The sequence below is a fragment of the Streptococcus sp. X13SY08 genome (assembly GCF_001182825.2).
Taxonomy (GTDB): Bacteria; Bacillota; Bacilli; order Lactobacillales; family Streptococcaceae; genus Streptococcus.
In genome coordinates, this window is the sequence record NZ_LFYO02000002.1 from 954,356 (window position 1) to 975,227 (window position 20,872).

Annotated in this window: 15 protein-coding genes and 7 pseudogenes; 4 read left to right on the forward strand and 18 right to left on the reverse strand. The window is 40.8% G+C overall.

All coding sequences use genetic code 11. The features are described 5' to 3' along the window. Positions 1-8: 8 nt before the first annotated feature. From amaP to AEX56_RS05555, 7 genes and pseudogenes are all read right to left on the reverse strand, one after another. Positions 9-584 carry an alkaline shock response membrane anchor protein AmaP gene (gene amaP / locus AEX56_RS05530; RefSeq protein ID WP_049618186.1) on the reverse strand — a complete coding sequence of 192 codons (576 nt, stop codon included), beginning with the start codon at positions 582-584 and terminating at the stop codon, positions 9-11. Between the two features lie 19 nt (positions 585-603). Beyond that, a complete protein-coding gene (locus AEX56_RS05535) occupies positions 604-846 on the reverse strand; it encodes a GlsB/YeaQ/YmgE family stress response membrane protein (RefSeq protein WP_049618187.1) in 243 nt (80 codons plus the stop codon). Between the two features lie 347 nt (positions 847-1,193). Continuing rightward, positions 1,194-1,830 (reverse strand): annotated as a pseudogene (locus tag AEX56_RS05540) (copper homeostasis protein CutC). A 24-nt stretch (positions 1,831-1,854) separates the two neighbouring features. Next, positions 1,855-2,655, reverse strand: a complete 801-nt coding sequence (locus AEX56_RS05545; protein WP_131541972.1) for a DMT family transporter — start codon at positions 2,653-2,655, stop codon at positions 1,855-1,857. Between the two features lie 24 nt (positions 2,656-2,679). Beyond that, positions 2,680-3,643: pseudogene (locus tag AEX56_RS05550) on the reverse strand (UDP-glucose--hexose-1-phosphate uridylyltransferase); the annotation flags it as partial. An 8-nt stretch (positions 3,644-3,651) separates the two neighbouring features. Beyond that, positions 3,652-3,807: pseudogene (locus AEX56_RS09380) on the reverse strand (galactokinase); the annotation flags it as partial. A 129-nt stretch (positions 3,808-3,936) separates the two neighbouring features. Beyond that, a pseudogene (locus AEX56_RS05555) lies at positions 3,937-4,917 on the reverse strand (ABC transporter substrate-binding protein); the annotation flags it as partial. A 141-nt stretch (positions 4,918-5,058) separates the two neighbouring features. On the opposite strand from AEX56_RS05555, the pseudogene AEX56_RS05560 reads away from it, so the two are divergent. Beyond that, a pseudogene (locus AEX56_RS05560) lies at positions 5,059-5,996 on the forward strand (LacI family DNA-binding transcriptional regulator). A 34-nt stretch (positions 5,997-6,030) separates the two neighbouring features. Here AEX56_RS05560 and gatB read toward each other — a convergent pair. The 6 genes and pseudogenes from gatB to AEX56_RS05590 form a co-directional block, all read right to left on the reverse strand. Beyond that, a pseudogene (gene gatB / locus AEX56_RS09265) lies at positions 6,031-7,353 on the reverse strand (Asp-tRNA(Asn)/Glu-tRNA(Gln) amidotransferase subunit GatB). Continuing rightward, positions 7,353-8,819, reverse strand: a complete 1,467-nt coding sequence (gene gatA / locus AEX56_RS05570) for an Asp-tRNA(Asn)/Glu-tRNA(Gln) amidotransferase subunit GatA (protein WP_049618189.1) — start codon at positions 8,817-8,819, stop codon at positions 7,353-7,355. Before gatA ends, gatB begins: the two are co-directional and overlap by 1 nt. Further along, positions 8,819-9,121, reverse strand: coding sequence for an Asp-tRNA(Asn)/Glu-tRNA(Gln) amidotransferase subunit GatC (gatC, locus tag AEX56_RS05575; RefSeq protein WP_049618190.1), 303 nt, complete (start codon positions 9,119-9,121; stop codon positions 8,819-8,821). Before gatC ends, gatA begins: the two co-directional genes overlap by 1 nt. Before the next feature lie 128 nt (positions 9,122-9,249). Next, the gene (locus AEX56_RS05580) at positions 9,250-9,549 is read right to left on the reverse strand and encodes a rhodanese-like domain-containing protein (RefSeq protein WP_049618191.1); all 300 of its coding nucleotides are present in this window, start codon (positions 9,547-9,549) and stop codon (positions 9,250-9,252) included. Then, positions 9,542-11,183, reverse strand: a pseudogene (locus AEX56_RS05585) (FAD-dependent oxidoreductase). Before AEX56_RS05585 ends, AEX56_RS05580 begins: the two are co-directional and overlap by 8 nt. 7 nt (positions 11,184-11,190) lie before the next feature. Then, entirely contained in the window at positions 11,191-11,517 is a 327-nt protein-coding gene (locus AEX56_RS05590; protein ID WP_049618192.1) for a rhodanese-like domain-containing protein, read from the reverse strand. A 144-nt stretch (positions 11,518-11,661) separates the two neighbouring features. Between AEX56_RS05590 and AEX56_RS05595 the strand changes: the two genes are divergently transcribed. Then, the gene (locus AEX56_RS05595; RefSeq protein ID WP_049618193.1) at positions 11,662-11,922 is read left to right on the forward strand and encodes a metal-sensitive transcriptional regulator; all 261 of its coding nucleotides are present in this window, start codon (positions 11,662-11,664) and stop codon (positions 11,920-11,922) included. 340 nt (positions 11,923-12,262) lie between these two features. Here AEX56_RS05595 and codY read toward each other — a convergent pair whose 3' ends face one another. Beyond that, positions 12,263-13,051, reverse strand: coding sequence for a GTP-sensing pleiotropic transcriptional regulator CodY (gene codY, locus AEX56_RS05600; RefSeq protein ID WP_049618194.1), 789 nt, complete (start codon positions 13,049-13,051; stop codon positions 12,263-12,265). A 166-nt stretch (positions 13,052-13,217) separates the two neighbouring features. Next, positions 13,218-14,432, reverse strand: coding sequence for a pyridoxal phosphate-dependent aminotransferase (locus tag AEX56_RS05605; RefSeq protein WP_049618195.1), 1,215 nt, complete (start codon positions 14,430-14,432; stop codon positions 13,218-13,220). A gap of 175 nt (positions 14,433-14,607) precedes the next feature. Between AEX56_RS05605 and AEX56_RS05610 the strand changes: the two genes are divergently transcribed. Next, positions 14,608-15,060 (forward strand): universal stress protein, encoded by a 453-nt coding sequence (locus tag AEX56_RS05610; RefSeq protein WP_049618196.1) that lies wholly within the window; start codon positions 14,608-14,610, stop codon positions 15,058-15,060. A 102-nt stretch (positions 15,061-15,162) separates the two neighbouring features. On the opposite strand, the gene AEX56_RS05615 is transcribed toward AEX56_RS05610, so the two are convergent. Both AEX56_RS05615 and AEX56_RS05620 read right to left on the reverse strand, forming a co-directional pair. Continuing rightward, positions 15,163-15,750 (reverse strand): hydrolase, encoded by a 588-nt coding sequence (locus AEX56_RS05615; RefSeq protein WP_049618197.1) that lies wholly within the window; start codon positions 15,748-15,750, stop codon positions 15,163-15,165. Between the two features lie 539 nt (positions 15,751-16,289). Then, complete coding sequence (locus tag AEX56_RS05620) at positions 16,290-17,150, reverse strand: Cof-type HAD-IIB family hydrolase (RefSeq protein ID WP_236682983.1); 861 nt, start codon at positions 17,148-17,150, stop codon at positions 16,290-16,292. Between the two features lie 72 nt (positions 17,151-17,222). Between AEX56_RS05620 and AEX56_RS05625 the strand changes: the two genes are divergently transcribed. Next, entirely contained in the window at positions 17,223-18,182 is a 960-nt protein-coding gene (locus AEX56_RS05625) for an asparaginase (RefSeq protein ID WP_049618198.1), read from the forward strand. 346 nt (positions 18,183-18,528) lie between these two features. Here AEX56_RS05625 and recG read toward each other — a convergent pair whose 3' ends face one another. Further along, positions 18,529-20,547 carry an ATP-dependent DNA helicase RecG gene (gene recG / locus AEX56_RS05630; protein WP_049618293.1) on the reverse strand — a complete coding sequence of 673 codons (2,019 nt, stop codon included), beginning with the start codon at positions 20,545-20,547 and terminating at the stop codon, positions 18,529-18,531. Between the last annotated feature and the right edge of the window lie 325 nt (positions 20,548-20,872).

Consider the following 20,872-nt stretch of genomic DNA (forward strand, 5'->3'; position numbering starts at 1 on the left):
GAACACCTCTATTCTACACGACCAGAAGTCGCTTTTTTCTTTTCTTCGATATGTTTGACATCTACTGTAAAGTCAACTTGTTTAGAAACACCAAAGAATTCATTGAGACCGTTTTGGATGTCTAAACTCAATTGACTTGTTTTTTCAAGGACTGCTACACGTGGGACCACCTTACCAGCCACCTTAACCTTGAATTTCTTCCGATAAAGAGTAGCCTTAACGCTCGGTGATTTCATATAACCACTTTCACGAACAATCGTTTTAACATAACCTTCAATAGCAGATTTTTTAAGTAAGAGCGTCCCTGTCTTTCCATCTGCCAACTCTACTTCAGTGTAGGTACGCGGATAGAAGATAACTGCGATAACCACTAACAAGGCGATAACAGCAAAAATAAGGGCTCCCCAGAAAATGTAATTAGAGAGAGGCTCTCCCCAAAATCCATATCGACTAAATTCCGGAAGTTGGCAGGCAACTTCATTGGGAAGTGATGCCTCCGGTGCAAACTCCAAGGCGGTTAAGCCAAGGAGTATGACCAAGAGAATTCCCAAAATACTATAAAGTGTTTTAGAAAATTTTGACATTGATTCGCCTTTCTAGGGCTTATTTACGGCCCATCAAGAAGGAAACCAGAGCTACAACGATAACTGCACCAATAATAGATGGAATGAGTGCCATACCTGCCAAACTTGGTCCAAAGCTACCTAGGAGAGATTGACCAACCCAAGAACCAACTAGACCAGCTACAACATTAGCAACAATTCCCATTGAGCCACCTTTTTTAGTGATTGCTCCTGCGATGAGACCGATAACGCCTCCGACAATAAGTGACCAGATTAATCCCATGATAAATCTCCTTTTAAAAATTTTTTTGAAAACCGATTTCAAGCATAAAGTAAATAGCTCGTTTGCTTCATTTTTAGAAGTGACAACTCATTTTTTATCTTTATGTTGCCAATATAACTCAACATCATTTAAAATGCAAGCGTTTTGCTCTGTTTTTTTAATTTTTTTAACAATATACAGCATAAACACCTGTTTTAAGGCATTTTTATTGTGAAGCATTTTTTCAAAAAAGTGACAGCTCTACAAATGAATTTGTTTTGTATAATAATTATGACACCGTTTTCTATGTAAAAAATAAAAAGCGACACTAAAAAACACCAAGGCGTTTTGCCTCGATGTTGTCTCTTTTAGATTTCTGCTATTTTTGTACCATGAACTTGATCCGTTCCAATCTCTTTTGCTAGTCGATTTGCATTGTCCGCTGTGACACCACCACCAATCAAGATCTCTATTTTTCCTTGCGCATGTTGACGCAATTCTTGTAACCAAGAAATATTTTCTTCTATAGAAGTACTTGCTCGACCACCATGTGTCAGAATACGATGGACACCTTTCTGGCTAAGCCAATCTATCGCCATCAACTGATCTTTTTTGTGGAATAGCATCAAATGCCATATGAAAAACGACTTGCTGGGGAGCAGCAACTTCAAGCAACTGCTGCATAGCATCCGTATCCAATTGCCTTTCTCTGGTCAGACAACCAAAAACTAAACCATCTGTTCCAGCTTCTTTTGCCATCAAAATATCTTTGCGCATGATACTGAGTTCAGCCTCACTGTAACAAAAGTCTCCACCACGTGGGCGAATCATAGTCATCACTGGCACCTGATCTTGTCTTGCCATCTGACAAACTGTTTCAATGACGCCATAGCTTGGCGTGGTTCCTCCTACAGCTAGATTATCACAGAGCTCAATCCGATTAGCACCAGCTTTTATAGCTTTCTCAATATGCGTAAAGTTTTCCGCACAAAATTCCTTAATCATCTATTTCCTCTTTGATGATATTGTTTATAGTTGATGTTTCTTTTGAAGAATCATATCTTTCACTGAAATCAATAAGACCGCGACCAGTATCAGGACCATTCCAACCAAATCCAACGGATAAAAAATCTCATGGACGAGCAAGACTGAAAAAATAACGGACGCGATGGGTTCGATAGAGGCTAATAGACTCCCCTTGACGGAGCCGACTAGGCTGACACCTTCTAAAAATACTGTATAGGCAAAAATCGTTCCAATTCCAACGATACCGATAAAACCTAGAAGATTGTCAGCATTTAGTATAAGTGGTTCCTGCCAAGTCTGAAAACCCAATGTTAGTAAGATACCACCTGCCAACATCCCAAATCCCATGACCAATAGGCTACCATACTCTCGAATGAGTTGAACAGGTAAAATAATGTAAATGGCGTAGGTAAAGGCTGAAAAAATTCCCCAGAAAAGTCCTATAGGTGTCACCGCCAAATCGGATACTTGACCATGCGTCGCAATCAAAAAAGTGCCTCCGATTGCCAGTAGAATCGATATCACTTCCACTAGGGTCGGACGTTGACGTGCTCGTAAACAAGTATAAGCCAGTACCAAAATAGGACAGAGGTATTGCAGAACAGTCGCTGTCCCTGCATTCGTATAGCCTACAGCTTTGAGGTAAGCCAATTGATTCAACACTAAGCCCAACAAGCCAAATACGACGACACCAACAAGTGATTTCTTATCTTTTACCAGTCGTCTAAAGTTCTCGGGCACGCGCCGCTTGGCAAACCCTAATAAGACAACACCTGATATGAGCAGTCTCAGACTGGTAATCATCTCGACAGACACCCTGCCCTATCAGATACTGACCGCTAAAAGCAAAAGCTGATCACGATTGTCGCTAGTCAGACGCAAGACAGACATAGGCCACTTAACAATACCTGCCCCAACGTCCTCAAATCCTGCAAAAGTGAATCTTCTCTCTAGCTCTGCTTTTTCCATAGGAAAGGTATGGCGCCCCCCTGATAATGCTCGTGAGTGAGAATGGCCCCCCGACAATAGGGAGATCAGCATTGGATCCTGCGAAGTACCCTGGAAATTGATCAACGATGTCCACGAGACGACGGAAGGTCTGCGAACTAATTCTCATAGGCTCGTGCTGGCTATAGAAAAAAACGCAATGTTCGTTAAAGTAAGCATAGGGCGAATATTGGAAGCCCCAAGTTTCTCCTTCCATCTCATAGCGAATAACACGATGATTCGCACGCGCAGGATGATTGATACGACCTTGGTAACCCTCATTTTCCATGCAGAGTTGACATTTCGGATAAGTAGAGGACTTAGCCAACTTGGCTGCAGCAATAGCCTTTGGATCTTTTTCTGGCTTAGACAGGTTGATCGTAATTTCTAAATCGCCATACTCTGTCTCTGCTTGAAAATAAATATTTTTCTTAATCGCCTTAACTTTAACATAGTCGTTGCGCTTGCTGAGAGTGTAAAAATCTGCGATAGCTGCTTCTGGATCTTCTTGATAGGTTTTCCAGAAGGCACGATTGACTTGACTGGGAGCTGGAGTGACCAAATTCATGAGGTTGGCTCCCACTATATCTTGCTCTTCCAAGAGTTCTCCAGACATGCCATTTTCAACGGCTAGGGTGACTAACTCATCTTTCAAATCAATCAGATTTTCCGCACTTGTTTCACACTCCGCATTCCCCTCACCCACCAAGGCAAGAACGCGGTTGCGCAGATAGATGCGGTCTAATTCCTCGTAATCACTTTGGGCGGTGACTTGAGTCACAAAACTTTCTAATAAATTTGACATGGTTTCTCCTATGATTTGCGAGATAAGACACGAGAACCTTCAGCCACTTCTGCAATATAGAAACTTGGTGCGTAACCAACGATCTCTTGATAAATCCTGCCGACATTTTCCTTGAAAGCTTCCACCTTGTCTTTTTGGACAATGGCAATGCCACAGCCACCAAAATATTCGACTTCCTTATCATAAATACCAGACTTACCAGCTGGAATATAGGTTCCCATAGCTCCATTAGCTTCGTTTAGTTTTCCATAGAAGTCTGTGCTTGAACCAAAGGTCTTCGCCACAAAGTCCGCAGTTGCTTCTTTCCCATCTAAATTTAAGACATAAACAGAAGCACCACCCAAGTTAGAAGCATTAACAGAGCCTTCTAAACTCTGACGCGGCCATGGTACTACAGCCCATTTGCCAGACTGGCTCTCTTCTTTTGAAATAGAAGGAGTAATCCAGTTCCCCTGAGGTACAGTGGCTACTTTACCTGTGTTGAAAGCTTGCAGCATTTGTGCCCAGTCAGAGTGAAGATTAACCAAACCAGCATCCTTGTAGGACTTGAAAGTTTGGAAAGCTTCCTTGATAGCTTCATTTCCTGAGATGGTTGGTGTCACACCATCTTCCGCCGTATACCACTTACCACTAGCGTTAATCATAGCGCGGACCCATCCAAGGCCGTTGATATCCAGAGAAAATAACTTAGTATTAATTTTAGCAAGAATATCCTTACCGATTTTCTCTAAGTCTGCCCACGAGATATTTTGGAGATCAGCAGTTGTATAACCAGCTTTTTCTAAAAGATCTGTACGCACATACAAACCAGTTACACCTGTATCAAATGGCACCGCATAATTGATACCATCCACAGACGTTGCTTCAATCTTATACTTAGCAAAATCATCGGCCTCAATCAAGTCCGTCAAAGGGAAAAAGCTATCTGGATACGCTTCTAAAAAGCTCTTGGCGCAATAGTCCTCAATCAAGACAATATTTGGAAGACCATCGGTTACACCAGAACTGAGAGTGGTATTGAGTTTTTGGACTATATCATCTTGCGCATTTTCCACAATCTTCAAATCCACCTTATCTGGATAAGCTTTATCGTAGACCTCTTCAGCAATTTCAAAGGCCTTAATATTGAAGTTTGGATCCCAAGCCCAAACAGTGACCTCTGTTGCTCCAGAATCCGATTTCTTGCTAGCATCACCATCGCTGGCACATGCTGTTAACAACAGAACCGATAAAACACTCCCTGCCAAGATAGCAGTCAGATTTCTTTTTTTCATAAAAAGGATTCCTTTTTTTATTTTGAATTCATTATAATAGAAAGCGTTTTCAAACTCAAGTGTTTTTACTAATTTTTAGTAAATTTTTACTGAAACTAGTTTTTGTGATATAATAAGATAAAATATAGAGTGAGGGATTTTATGGTTACTATTAAAGAAATTGCCGAAAGAGCTAAGGTTTCGCCGGCAACTGTTTCTCGTGTACTTAAACAGGATCAAACGATGTCGGTTAGTCCAGAGACTCGAGAAAATATTCTTAAGATTGCCCAACATCTCGGCTATACTAAACATCTTAAAAAACCGCCAATGACAGATGTTTCACCTCTGATTGCTATCATACAATGGTTTTCAGAAAGCGAGGATATAGGCTGATTCGTAGCTTCAATGACTTAACCGATCCAGCCTTACAAGAAGCTGATGGCATGATTGCTATCGGAAAATTTAGTCCTTCACAGATTAAAGAATTAGCTCATCTGCAAAAAAATCTTGCTTTCGTCGATAGCGATACCTTAAGTGATGGCTTTTCCTGCGTGACAACTGATTTCAACCGTTCTGTCGTCCAAGTCATTGAACATTTCCGCCATCAAGGTATAACAGACATCGGACTCATTGCAGGAGAAGAAAAAACCGCTGACCGCCAATTAGGGTTGATTGACCCTCGTTTTCGCACCTTTAAGCAGCACATGACCGACCTAAAACTCTACAAGGCTCGCAATGTCTATATCGGTGACTTCTCTGCTCAGTCCGGTTACGACCTCATGTCCAAGGCAATAGCGGAGCTGGGGAATGATTTGCCACACGCATTTTTTGCCGCAAGTGATACCTTGGCTGTTGGTGCCCTCCGTGCGCTCCAAGAAGCGAATATCCCTGTTCCTTCCCGCGTCCAACTCATCTCATTCAATGATACTGCCATTACAAAACAAGTCTATCCGAGACTATCTAGTGTTACCGTATTTACCGAAGAAATGGGGGCGCAGGCTTTTGACCTGCTTAGCATTCTCTTAGCCCAACCTCAAGATTACCATCCCCGCATGATTAAATTAGGTACTCAATTAACCATACGTGAAAGTAGTTATTAAAAAATGCCCAGCAATCGCTGAGCAATTATCTCTTTTATTCTTCTAATAATTTTTGCAATTCTTGCGCTAATAATTGTTGGGCTACTTGTGGATTGGCTTGTCCTTTCGTCGCCTTCATAAGGAATCCTGTAAAGGCCTTATCCGCATTCCGTTTACCAGACTTGAAGTCAGCAACAGCTGCTTCGTTATCGGCGAAGACTTGATGAATAATTGGAATCAAGACTGCTGGATCCGATACCTGTACCAAACCTGCTTTTTCCACGTATTCACGCGCAGAACCACCATTTTTCGCCAAGTGAACAAAAACTTTCTTAGCGATTTTTGATGAAATGGTACCGTCTTGGATAATGGCAATCATTTCCACCAAGTTTTCTGGCGTCAAAGCAATTTCTTCAATCGTTTTTCCTTCCGCATTCAAGAACTGAGCAACTTCCCCTTGAAGCCAGTTAGACACTTGCTTAGCATCTCCGCCTTTAGCAACAGCTGCTTCAAAGAAGTCTGACAGGACCTTAGTCGCAGTCAATTGGCCAGCATCATAATCAGACAAGCCCAATTTTTCCACATACTCTGCACGACGCTTCAAAAAGTGGAAGGTCTGGTTCAGGGAAATATCGGTAATCCGCTGCGCCTTCTTTCACACGCATGAGGATAGTTCCTTTATTGGCCTCATCATAACGACGTGTTTCTTGTTGAATCACGCCTCCGCTACGCAAGATTTTTGCTTGACGCTCCACTTCAAATTCCAGGCCTTTACGGACATTAGAGAATGAATTCAAGTTTTTCAATTCTGTCTTAGTACCAAATTTCTCCTGACCGTAGGGACGAAGGGAAATATTGGCATCAACACGCATAGAGCCCTCTTCCATCTTCACATCCGAAATACCTGTGTACTGGATAATTTCTTTAAGGGCTGTCAAGTAAGCATAAGCTTCCTCAGGCGAACGCATATCCGCTTCTGATACAATTTCAATCAATGGCACACCCTGACGATTGAGATCCACATAAGAGTAACCGTCTGTGCCATGGGTATTTTTACCCGCATCCTCTTCCAAATGGGCCCGTTCTACACGAATTTTTTTAGTTGAACCATCTTCAAGCGAGATGTTAATCCAAAATAATTCTTACGGTCAAAGTGCATGTGCTGATGAATGTCCATATTGAGCGCCAAGGCCGCCTTGATCCCCGCATCAATCACGCCCTTGTTCATGACAGGAAGGACCCCAGGAAATGACCAGTCGATGACATTTGTGTTGGCATTTGGATCCTGTCCAAAATGAGCAGATGATGGAGAGAAAATTTTGGAATTGGTGTTGAGTTCCACGTGGACTTCAAGCCCGATAATGGTTTCAAAGTTCATTAGTTTTCACCTCCAAAAATAACCGGTTGTTTTTTGTGATAATCTGTTGTCGCTTCAAATGCTGCTGCCGCTTGATAAATGGTCTCTTCAGCATATTTTGGTCCAATCAGCTGCAAACCAACTGGCAAGCCATCAACAAATCCAGAAGGAATTGAAATCCCAGGAAGACCTGCCAAGTTGACAGGAATGGTCAAAAGATCCGCCAAATACATAGCAACAGGATTATGACTAAGACCATCCAAATCAAAGGCAACAGTTGGAGCCGTTGGTCCCAAAATCAAATCGTAATCCGCTAAGACTTTTTCAAAATCTTGAATAATCAAAGTCCGCACTTGACCAGCCTTCTTGAAGTAAGCATCGTAATAACCAGATGATAAGCTGAAAGTTCCAAGCATGATACGGCGTTTGACCTCGTCACCAAAACCTTGGCTACGAGTATTGACATAAATCTTGTCCAAATTTTTAGCATCTTCCGCACGGAATCCATAGCGAATACCATCAAAGCGTTGTAAGTTTGAAGAGGCTTCTGATGATGCGATAATGTAGTAAACCGCAACCCCATACTTGCTGTGTGGCAGGCTAACTTCCTCAATGGTCGCACCTAATTTTTCAAAATGCTTAGCTGCTTCGAGGATATTTTCCTTAATTTTTGGATCAATTCCCTCACCCAAATACTCTTTTGGAAGAGCAAGTTTGAGCCCCTTGATATCTTGACCAATTTTTGAAGTATAGTCTGCAATCTGCACCGGTGCAGAGGTCGAATCTTTGGCATCACTGCTAGCAATGACATTCAAAAGCTGCGCATTTTCCTTAACAGTTGGCGCAAAAGGACCAATCTGATCCAGTGAGCTACCAAAAGCAATCAATCCATAACGAGAAATTGCTCCATAAGTTGGCTTGAGACCAACAACGCCATTAAAGGCTGCAGGTTGGCGGATAGAACCACCTGTATCAGACCCCAATGATAAGCGGACTTGACCTGAGGCAACAGCTGTCGCTGAACCACCTGATGATCCACCAGGAACCTTGTTTTGGTCCCATGCGTTCTTTGTCTTCTTGAAGTAGGACGTCTCCGTTGACCCCCCCATGGCAAACTCATCCATGTTGGTTTTCCCAATGACAATCATGTCCTTGCTATAAGCATTTGCTACAGCTGTCGCATCAAAAATGGGCTCATAGTTGTAGAGCATTTTAGAAGCTGCTGTCGTCAAGATTCCATTTGTAGAAATATTATCTTTGACTGCAAGGGGAATCCCTGCCATGACATTGTCCGCGTCAATCCCTTTTTCATCAAGCAGCTTAGCCTGTGCTAGCGCAGCTTCTTCCGCAATCGTAATGAAAGAACCCACCGCTTCTTCACGCGCCTTGATATTCTCAAGTGTGTTTTTGGTCAATTCCGTCGCAGAAATTTCCTTCTTAACCAGGAGATCATGCAACTCATCAATCGTTTTATTATGCAATGACATTACGCATCTCCTCCGTCCTCTAAGATAGCTGGTACCTTGATAAAGTTGTTCTCTTTTTCAGGTACATTTTTAAATAGCAGAGCTCGGTCCGTTCCTTTTTCTGCCACATCCTCACGGATGACTGTTTTTCGATCCGCCATAGTAGTTGTAACTGATACACCAGTCGTATCTACTTCGTTTAGTAGCTCAACCATATCCACAATTTTTGACAAAGTCGTCGCAAATTCAGCTGTTTGCGCATCCGAAAAAGACAACTTGGATAACTTAGCCACATGACGTACTTCTTCTTCAGAAATCTTCATTGGTTTCTCCTCTATCATTCCAATATCATTCTCATCATTATACCATATTTCTCATTGATTTTTTAGACTAAAAATACGGAATCTAGCAATCAAAAAAGGCCGGAAAATCTTCCCACGCCTTTTGTTTTTTAAATTTCTAATTTGCCCATCCAGGCACTAGTTCCACCAATAATATTTGTCACATCGCAACCTTGACCTGCTAAGAAAGCACAAACTTGCATAGAGCGACCACCCGTTTGGCAAATGATATGGTAAGGTTTGTCCTTAGGTAACGCAGCATAACGAGCCACTAATTCGCTCAAAGGAAGATTTATGGCACCTGGCACATGACCAGCTTCATATTCATAGACTTTTCGAACATCCACCATATTTAAATTCTTAGCCTCCAAATCAACAACAATATCCGCAATATCATCATTTTTAATCATGAAGTAACTCCTCCGGCCTTACCGTACTATAAAGAGAATAGGCTCCGTCCAAATTCGCGACAGTAAAGCCATTTTGCTTGAGAATCCGCTCCGCAATATAAGAGCGCAAACCACTATGACAGCTGACAATGTATTCCTTGTTCTTGTCCAGTTCATCCAGATGCGCTCGCAGATTATCTAGGGGAATATGAATCGCATCAGGGAATCGACCAGCCAATATTTCTTCTGGATTCCGAACATCTAGCAAAATCTTTCCCTTGGCTAACTCATCCTGCAATTCATACCACTAAACACACTCCCTGAAACCCTCCGCCAAGTTGCTAGCTGCATAGCCAATCATGTTAACAGGATCTTTAGCAGAGCCAAACGGTGGAGCATAGGTGAACTCTAACTCTGGTAAATCAAAGATGGTCAAACCAGCCTTGATAGCGGTCGCCAGAATATCAATTCGCTTATCTACACCCTTTTTACCAACAGCCTGAGCACCGTAGATGACCCCAGTTTTTGGATTAAAAACTAATTTCATGGTAATAGATGTCGCTCCTGGATAATAGCCTGCATGGTCATTTCCTGTCGTGTGTACCACAGCGACATCTTCGAAATATTGACGAGCCACACGCTCACTCAGTCCGGCTGAAGCAGCTGCCATATCAAATTGCAGTTCCAATACTTCCCTTATTTGCACGCTTCTGTCCAGCAATGACATCTGCCACCTGACGCCCCTGACGGTTAGCAGGATTAGCAAGGGAAATGAGAGCATCCTGACCAGTAATCTAGTTCTCAACTACAATGGCATCCCCAACCGCATAAATATCTGCTAGATTAGTTTGGTAATTTTCATCTACTAAAATTCCACCACGTAGACCTAATTCAACGCCCGCGTCTTTAGCCAAATTATTTTCTGGCTGCACACCTACAGACAAAATTGTCAAATCAGATTCTAGTTCACTACCATCTTCCATGACAAGGATTTTCCCATTATCTTTGAAAACTTGTGCTGATTGTCCCGTAATAACTTTAATACCATTTTGGACCAATTCCGCTTCAATAAAAGCTGCCATTTCCTCATCTAAAGGTGGTAACACATGAGGAGCCTTTTCAATGAGAGTTACGTTGATACCCTTCTTAGCTAGACTTTCAGCCATTTCAAGACCGATAAATCCAGCCCCAATAACCGTTGCTTGACCAGAAGTTGTATGTTTTAACTGAGCCATAATCTTATCTAAATCAGGAATATTACGCAAAGTAAAAACATTTGTTGCTTCATTTAAGCCTTCCATTGGTGGGACAAAAGGCTTAGCCCCTGGTGACAAGATAAGCTTGTCATAACTCTCCGTATAAGTTTCACACTTAGTGCGGACTGTTACTTCTTTTAAATCAGGATCAATAGCCAGAACCTCTGTTTCTGGACGGACATCCAGCTCAAAACGAGCTTTAAGACGTTCTGGAGTTTGCACCAAAAGACTAGAGCGTTTCTCAATCTCCCCTGAAACATGGAAAGGAAGACCACAGTTCGCAAAGGACACATATGGTCCCTTGTCAAAAACAATAATTTCCGTATCTTCCATCTGACGACGCAAACGAGTTGCTGCCGACATACCGCCAGTTACACCACCCACAATAACGATTTTCATCCTATTTTCATCCAACTATTTTCCCATGATAGGCGGACATGCCACCTCTCACATTAATGACTTCATAACCTTTTGCTGCCAACATACTTGCCGCGCGTTTACTTCGCATACCAGACTGACAAATCACATATATTTTTCCATCTTTAGATTCTTGATAAGTCGGAATTAGGTCCAAAGGAAAACTCCTGGCCTGACGAATATGCCCGCTACGGTATTCTTTAGGAGTTCGAACATCCAACAATCGAACTTTCTCATCTTTCAAAATGGCTTCTAATTCGTCGGTAGAAATACTCTCCGATGACTTGGGAAATATTTTTTTAAAAAAACGAAACATGACTACTTCTTTTTTATACCCACTGGGGTATATTCAAATGATAGCATATAAACAATACAAATGTCAACCAGAAAGATTGCAACCATTCTAGATTGACAAATGACCCCCTCGTCCGTATAATGAAATAACAGAAAGGGAACCCAGATGAAAGCAGAAAAAAAAGATATCCTTAATCGCCTCAAGCGAGCTGAAGGTCAACTCCGAGGCATCCAAAAAATGATTGAAGATGAACAAGAATGTATTGACATTGTCACTCAACTCACTGCTGTTCGCTCAAGTATCAATCGCACCTTGGGACTTGTCATCAGCAATCAAATCACCCTCGCCCTCCAAGATCCCAACTTGGATATTCACCAACAAGAATCCAAACTTCAACAAGCTTTAGATTTGATTGTAAAAAAATAATTTCAAATACAAAAAAACACTCCCGAATCTATGTTACTAGATTGCAAGGAGTGTTTTCTTATATCTCATTTTAAAGACTGAAATCCTTTATTCGCTCTTCTATGTTCCAAGACCATCAAAATATACAATTGAAATATATCTTTTTTCTTAAATGTTCTCAATTCTCAAATCATTTTTAGGATCATTGAAAAAAGGATCATTTTTCTCTGTTCAATTTGTCACAGCTGAAAAGGTTACTAGCAATGATTGTATTCTAGATTGTAGATGCTATGATGGTTGTCGGGATGCATAGGGTGAAAAGCTGTGCTTCAAGACGAATTTCAATTTTCTGTTCTATCTATTAATAGTCATGTTTCTTAATTTCGTCAAAAATGGCTGGTATCAGGACCTTCAGATAAGTTCCCTTCATTCCAAGCGAGCGACTCTCAATAATTCCTGCACTCTCTAATTTACGAAGAGCATTGACAATAACAGAGCGTGTAATTCCTATACGATCAGCGATGACAGAAGCGGTTAATTGCCCCTCATTTCCATTCAACTCTCCCAAGATAGCTGAAACAGCTTTCATTTCTGAGTAGGATAGAGTATTAACTGCCATAGTCACTGCGGCACGACGACGGATATTTTTCTCATCTTCTTCTCTTTGGAAATTCAACAATTGAATCCCGACTACGGTGGAAGCAATCTCTACCAAGATCAAATCATCATCACTAAATTGACCATCATTACGCCAAATCAAGAGCGAACCAAAACGAATCCCCGTCACATGAATGGGAGCAATGGTCGTTACACTATCTGGATAGGTTTCACGCAATTCAACTGGAATCGCCGTCAACTCACTTTCAGCAGATAAATTGGCTTGGGTATCATAAACACGACCTGCAGCCTTGATATAGTCCTCTGGAAATTGCTTAGATGTGAAAAATTCCTCAACACGATCATTGTTAAGCTTATACTTCATAAAGTAGCCCAAAACTTCACCCTCGCTATTGAAGATACAAGCATTACAGTCTATAATATCTGACAAATGCTCCGCTATGGTGTTGTATGGCAATTCTTCTGACAATTGTTCCTCAGAACGCTTCAAAATCGAAGTAATGTCTCGCGTTTTTTCTAATAAAGTAACCATATTTTCCTCTTTACACTATAATTGTTCACATTATACCAAAAATCACGCTGAATTTCAACAATTATCAGAAAATTGCATATTATTCAATAATATTATCCTTTCAACAAAAAATCTCTAAAAAATGCATGTTTAAACACTTTTTAGAGAAAGATTATTCATATAAATGTTAACGACGGTACTGGTGAAGGAAACGTGCCATTTTCTCCTCTAAATCGCCTAATTCTTCCACCGTTGGCAAATACACAATACGGAAGTGTTCTGGATCCTTCCAATTAAACCCACGACCATGTACCAACATGACCTTCTCTTGCTTCAAGAAATCCAAGACAAACTGCTCATCGTCTTCAATAGCGTACATTTCGCGATCAATTTTCGGGAAAATATAGAGGCCTGCTTGAGGTTTAACTGCTGACAAACCAGGAATATTATTGATGGCATTGTAAATAAAGTTCCGCTGTTCATAAATCCGACCACCAGGTAGCAAGAGTTTATCTATAGATTGTCGACCTCCCATCGAGGTTTGAACAATCTGCTGCGCCAAAACATTTGAGCACAAACGCATATTAGCCAGCATGTTGATGCCTTCAATATAACCTTTAACATGCTTTTTAGGACCTGACAAAACCATCCAGCCAACACGGAACCCTGCTACGCGGTGAGATTTTGACAAACCATTCATGGACACACAAAAAACATCTGGTGCAAGACTAGCAATTGCCACATGCTCTCCACCATCCATTACCAAGCGATCGTAGATTTCATCCGCAAAAATAATTAACTCATTTTGACGCGCGATCTCGACGATTGCTTCCAAAACTTCTTTAGGATATAGAGCGCCTGTTGGATTATTTGGGTTGATAATAACAATGGCCTTGGTGCGAGGAGTAATTTTAGACTTGATATCAGCAATATCTGGATACCAGCTAGCTGCTTCGTCACAGATATAATGAACTGCATGTCCGCTACCTAGACTAATACAAGCTGTCCAAAGAGGATAATCTGGCATAGGTACCAAGACCTCATCCCCATCATCCAAGAGGGCTTGCATAGATATAGAAATCAATTCAGAAACCCCATTTCCCATGTAAATATCTTCCACATCTACCTCAGGAAAATTCTTGAGTTGGCAATACTGCATAACAGCTTTACGAGCAGAAAAAAGCCCCTTTGAATCGGAATATCCTTCACTATTTCGAGCGTTGGTAATCAAGTCACGGATAACTTCATCTGGCGCTGTAAAGCCAAACTCGGCTGGATTTCCTGTATTTAAACGAAGAATTTTTTCACCATTGGCGCGCATACGATTGGCTTCATCCAATACGGGTCCACGAATATCATAGGCCACATGGTCTAATTTCATCGATTTATCAAATTGTCTCATGGTCGTTTCCTCGACTTTCTAATGCTATTATTTTAGCTCAAAATTCAGAAAATAACAAGAAAGAGTTTACTTTTTGAGTGAGAAGGTTTACAATATAGATAGAAAATATTTTGATATTCATTTATCTTCGCACACGAGCACTCGCTCCCCTTCTCGTCATAAGGAGGTAGACACTATGACTCAAACTTATCACACTATTTTGGTAGCTGTAGATGGCTCTACTGGAGCCGAATTGGCACTCCACAAAGCCATTCATGTCGCAAAACGAAATCAAGCACGTTTGATTATCGCGCATGTCATTGATACACGTGCCCTTCATAATGTTGCTGCATTTGATGCCTCTGTCTACGAATCTTTGGAAAACGAAGCAAAAGATTTATTAGCAGAGTACCAACAAAAAGCACACAATGCAGGTCTAGAAGATGTCCAAATCGTCATTGAATTTGGTAATCCTAAGACACTCTTAGCTGTAGATATTCCCGAACAAACTGGAGCTGATCTCATGCTTCTCGGTGCTACAGGTCTCAATGCCTTTGAGCGCCTGCTAATTGGCTCTTCATCTGAGTACATTCTCCGCCATGCGAATATTGACCTCTTGGTCGTACGAAATGCCGATAAAAGTTTATAAAACACCATAAAAAATGACCCCTTCCAAACATCTGAAAGGGGTCACTTTTTATTGGGGAAACTTCTTATCTATATATGAAATGAAAGTTCTGTCTCTACACTACTAGTCTTTAAATAAAATAGTAGCGAATTCTTCGGCTGTATCCGTACGATTCCAGTCACGTTGGAGTTCACATGCTAATTGAACCCAAGAAATCAATTTAACTCCTGCTTGTTCCATACGGCGTAGAGCTGTTTCATGAGCAACTTTACTAGTTCCGCCCACAGCATACACTTCATAGCCTTCCTTAACAGCATCTAGAGCAGGAAAACTAAGACAAGCTTCTGTCCAAAGCGCAGTCATGACCAATTTTTTACGACCCGTAGCTTCAACGGCTTCTTTGAAGTCGGTATCTTCCCAAGAATTAATGGTTGTGCGGTCAATCGGCTCAATATCAGGGAAAACTTGAGTTAACTCATCAATTTGAGGTTTATTAGCACCAGTCGAAACATTTACGGTTGATAAAATGGTTGGCAAATCATATAATTTTGCAATTTTTGCAGTCTTAATAATATTGTGAACCAATTCATCACTGTCCATCGACTTGATAGATTGTACTTGTATTGGTCGATAATCAATGGCTATAAAAGCTTCATTTTGTGGTGTCAACAAGTGATCTTCTACTTGATTACGAATAGTTTCTGAACTCATAACTGGGCCATCCTTTTATTATTAAAACAAGAATATCACTATATAAAGATTGATGCAACTATTTGCCTCTATTTTTAAGCGACCTGCTACATCTTGCTCCCATTCCACCTCAACAAGAAGCTCCGAAACGTATTTTTTCTCTCAACCATCCAGTCTAAACATTTTATGAGTGACAGGATTAAAAGGCGTTTTTCCATTAAGAAACATCTTGCTCAACCGTTTTTTACCATATCAAAAATCAGTTCCTAGTCTACTCCTATCAAAGCAAATGATCCCTAAGGAAAAGACAGCAAATCAATCAGGCCATCCACTATTCCTATCGTATGCTTCATTTCTTCTGGTCTTTGTTGCAATCTTATCTCCTGAAGCATGGTGGGCTTTACCTACTCCCTCAAACTTTACTTAATGGAAAGCAGTCGCACCCAGAGATTCGCCTATTTCTTCCCCTTTAACGTCTGCCCGATGAACGGTTGTTTTATGTCATAAATTCGAGTATTTTGTCCTCTCTCTGTGCATGCAAGACATTGATATTAGACAGATTAAGAAAAGTGACTCCCTTCTCCCTCAAGAACACCAAAATATTGTATAGCTTGCAAGATACCATCTTTGTTATTGGAAGTCGTCACATAAGCTGCTGATTTTTTTGCCTTACGTGTCGCATTGCCCATGGCCACCGAATGAGGAATACCACACAACATCTCGACATCATTATTGGAATCACCAAATACCATTACTTGGTCCAACCCAAAGCCATAATGCGCAGCAACTAACTTGATGCCTTCCAACTTAGACATTCCCTTAGAAATAACATCCGTCGCGTAGGAACTTGAGCGTGTAAAACTCAAATTTGGAAATGTTCCTTGTAACTTTTTCATTTCTCGTTCTGTTGACAGGATAAGCATCTGATAAATTGGCTGACCTAACAAGGCATGCAACTCTTCCTTCGTTTGAGGGCTGACCTTTCTAAACAATCGATTGAAGATAAAATTGATAGAGCCCGTCCAACACTTAGGAACGAAACGAGTTACCATATAGGAGAAATTTCCCATCCCCATGTTAGGGATACTGCTGCCCACATATCCTGTCGCCCGTCCAAGTGCTACATCTTTCTTATGAGCCTTTGCATACTCAATGATAGCCTTAACATCTGACGTGACCAATTCTTGCTCATGTAATACTGTATCACGTGAGAAAATATATTGACCATTATAAGTAATGGCCAAATCCAAGCCCAAAGATGCCATATATTTAAGGACAAATCGTGGATCTCGACCTGTTGCCAGCCCCACTAAAACTCCTATTTTTTTCAAGGAATTGATAGCCGAAATGGTTGATTGACGAACAGTTCGATTATCTGTCAGTAAGGTCCCATCTATATCGAAAAACACCGCTTTAATCACCAACCATATCACCTTCTTCCCCTGTTTTATGTTACAATTAGTATAGCATAATTTGAAAGATCCTGAAACTTCATGAAAAAAATATTAGTTTTACACACAGGTGGCACCATCTCCATGGAAGCGGACCATAGAGGAAGTGTCTCCTCTAGCACAGTTAATCCTATGACGCAAGTCAATAGCCCATTTGAACACTTAGAAATTCTTTCTGTGGATTTTTTCAATCTCCCAAGTCCTCATATGACTTTTGAAAATATGCTCAAACTCTACCAAAAAATCCGTAGCGAGCAAGAAGATTATGATGGATTTGTGATTACGCATGGAACCGATACACTAGAAGAAACAGCTTATTTCCTAGATACCATGGATATTCCATCTAAATCAATCGTCTTAACTGGCGCGATGCGTTCCTCAAATGAACTAGGTAGTGATGGGGTTTATAATTATCTAAACGCTCTTCGGGTAGCTTCTGATCCTAAAACGGCTGATAAAGGTGTTCTCCTCGTCATGAATGATGAAATCCATGCTGCTAAGTACGTGACCAAAATCCATACGACCAATGTATCTACCTTCCAGACGCCAACACACGGACCACTTGGGTTAGTGACCAAACGTGAAATACTTTACTTTAAAAATGCAGAGTCACGTGTTCGTTTCCATCTGGAAGCTATAAAAGGTACCGTTCCTATTATCAAAGCTTACGTTGATATGGATACCGTCTTGCTTGATTGCCTCTCTGGTCAACATATCTCTGGACTAGTTATTGAAGCCTTGGGTGCTGGTAATCTTCCTCCAGCTATTTTACCAAGTTTGACACGCTTATTAGAACAAAATATTCCCATTGTTCTCGTTTCTCGTTGCTTCAATGGCATAGCAGAGCCTGTTTATTCTTATGAGGGAGGAGGAGTTGAGTTACATCAAAAAGGCATTCTCTTTGTCAAAGAATTGAATGCCCAAAAAGCTCGTATCAAACTTCTAATCGCTTTAAATGCTGGATTAAAAGACAAAGAACTGGCTAGCTATATCGAAGGATAAACTCAAACTAGGCAGTTAACACTATCCATCTAAAGTCTGAAGTTGCTAATTACTCTCACTGCTTTTGACACCGTATCACTCACTTATAAACTGAAAATCTTAACCTGAAAAAGAGAGTGGGACAAAAATAGGTCATTTCGTAGAAATTCGATTTTTCAGTACTTTTTCATTTTCGGGTACTGACCTACAACAGTCCAATAATCTGTTTTACTCCCACCTCCGCACAGTTGAGTAGTATGGAAAAGCTGATTTTTCAGTATATTGCATGTCACTCAACCACTGTGTCTTATCATTAAAATGAAATAAAAATAAGAAGCTAGGATTCTTGTCCTAGCCTCTTTTTTCTTTAATCTAAATTTCCTTTTTCATTCATATTCTTTACTAAAATGGCCCATCGGGAATCATTTGACCAATGAGGATCTGCCGTAATTTCTGCTGCCATCCGTCTAGCTTCTTCCACAATAGCAAAATCTTCGACAATATTGGCCACCTGAAACTCTGGCAAACCGGACTGCTTGGTTCCAAAAATTTCACCAGAACCACGCATCTTCAAATCTTCTTCAGCCAAAACAAACCCATCTGTCGTTTCGGTCATGATTTTCATGCGATTCTTTCCAGATTCTGTCTTAGGGTTCGCTACCAAAACAGCATAGGACTGCTTGTGCCCCCGTCCAACACGTCCACGTAGCTGATGGAGCTGACTCAAACCAAACCGATCCGCATTCATGATGACCATAATCGTCGCATTGGGAACATTGACTCCAACCTCAATGACCGTTGTAGACACTAAAATATCGGTCCTGCCATCTTTGAATTTCTGCATAATCGCTTCTTTTTCGTCGTTCTTCATTTTTCCATGAAGAAGAGCGACTTGTGCCCGACCTGCAAAATATTCTGCCAGTTCTTCTTCAAGTGCAACAGCATTTTTTAAATCTAAGACTTCCGATTCTTCAATCAAAGGAGAAATAAAATAGACTTGAGCACCACCCACTAATTCCTTATCCATCCACTCAAGAACCACTGGCATTTGCTCATGTTTGACCCATCTAGTAATGATAGGCTTGCGCCCCGCAGGCAATTGATTGATGATGGACACATCCATTTCTCCAAAAGCCGTAATCGCTAAAGTTCGGGGAATAGGCGTCGCAGTCATCATCAGTACATCAGGATTCTCCCCTTTCTCCCGTAAAATACGCCGCTGATTAACACCGAATCGGTGTTGTTCATCTGTGATAACTAAACCTAGCTTATGATAGGGCACCGCATCTTGAATTAGAGCATGCGTCCCAATAATCATATCCACCTGACCGTTTTCAATTGCTGCTAAAGCCGTCTTACGCACCGCAGCCTTCATCCCACCTGTCAGCAAAGCAATGGATAAATCTGGAAACAGCGTTGACAATGATTCAAAATGTTGCTCCGCCAAAATTTCTGTAGGAACCATTAAAGCAGATTGAAAGCCAGCGGTGAAAGCTGCATACATTGCCAAACCAGCAACAACTGTCTTACCAGAACCAACATCTCCCTGCAAGAGACGATTCATATGAGCTCCCGATTTCATATCTGCCAAAATTTCAGCCAAACTACTAAACTGTGCTTCGGTTAATTCAAAAGGCAATTTGGCTATTTCTTCCTTGAGCTTAACCTCATCAAAAGAAATAGCAATTCCGCTAGAAACCACTCGATTACTGGATTTAACCATTTGTAAATCCATCTGAAAATAAAATAATTCTTCAAATTTAATTCGACGAAGCGCCTGTCTGTACTCTTCTAAATTTTTTGGAAAATGCATAGCAGCTATAGCTGATTTTCGCTCTAACAAATGGTACTTATCCAATAATACTTGTGGAATATTTTCTTCTATCAAATCTAAATAGCCCTGACTGAAAGCACTCTTTATTAGCTTGATGACACTAGTCTGGGAAATACCTTGGGCCACATGATAAATAGGCTGCAAATCTTCATCATTCTGAGCCAAGATCTTCATCCCAGTCAGTGCTACCTTAGTCGCATCCCATTTCCCCCATATAGCGATTTCTTGTCCAATCTGAATCTTATCCGCTAAATAAGGCTGATTAAAAAATGAAACCGAAATAACATTCTCCCCCTGCTTTATTGAAAAACGTAAGCGATTCCTCTTAGAACCATAATATTGAACATTAGCTGGCGTCACTACTTCACCAGTAATCATAGCTTTTTCGCCATCCACTAACTCAAAAACAGATTTAGCCTGAAAATCTTCATAACGAAATGGATAATAAACCAATACATCCTCTACCGACTCCAAACCTAATCTTAAAAATTTCTCAGCAGACTTGGCCCACACACCAGGTAAAACCGAAATCTTATCATTTAGCATCTTCATAATCCCATTATAACAAAAATAAACCAATAAACATTTTTCTAGTAATCTAAACATTTAAAGAAATAGACCTAGCATTCACAAATGAAAAAGAGAAGACAACTCGTGCTCCCCAGTTATTCTATTTTAAAGAATCTCTTACCGTTCTGAATAGTAAACAGTGTTCTTTTTAGATTGTGAGAAATAAAAAAAGGACATCAATTTGGTCCACGAAGTTGACAAAGAGTTAGACAAAATAAAAAGCAACTCACGGTTGCTAGTCATCATCGGGAAGACAGGATTCGAACCTGCGACCCCTTGGTCCCAAACCAAGTACTCTACCAAGCTG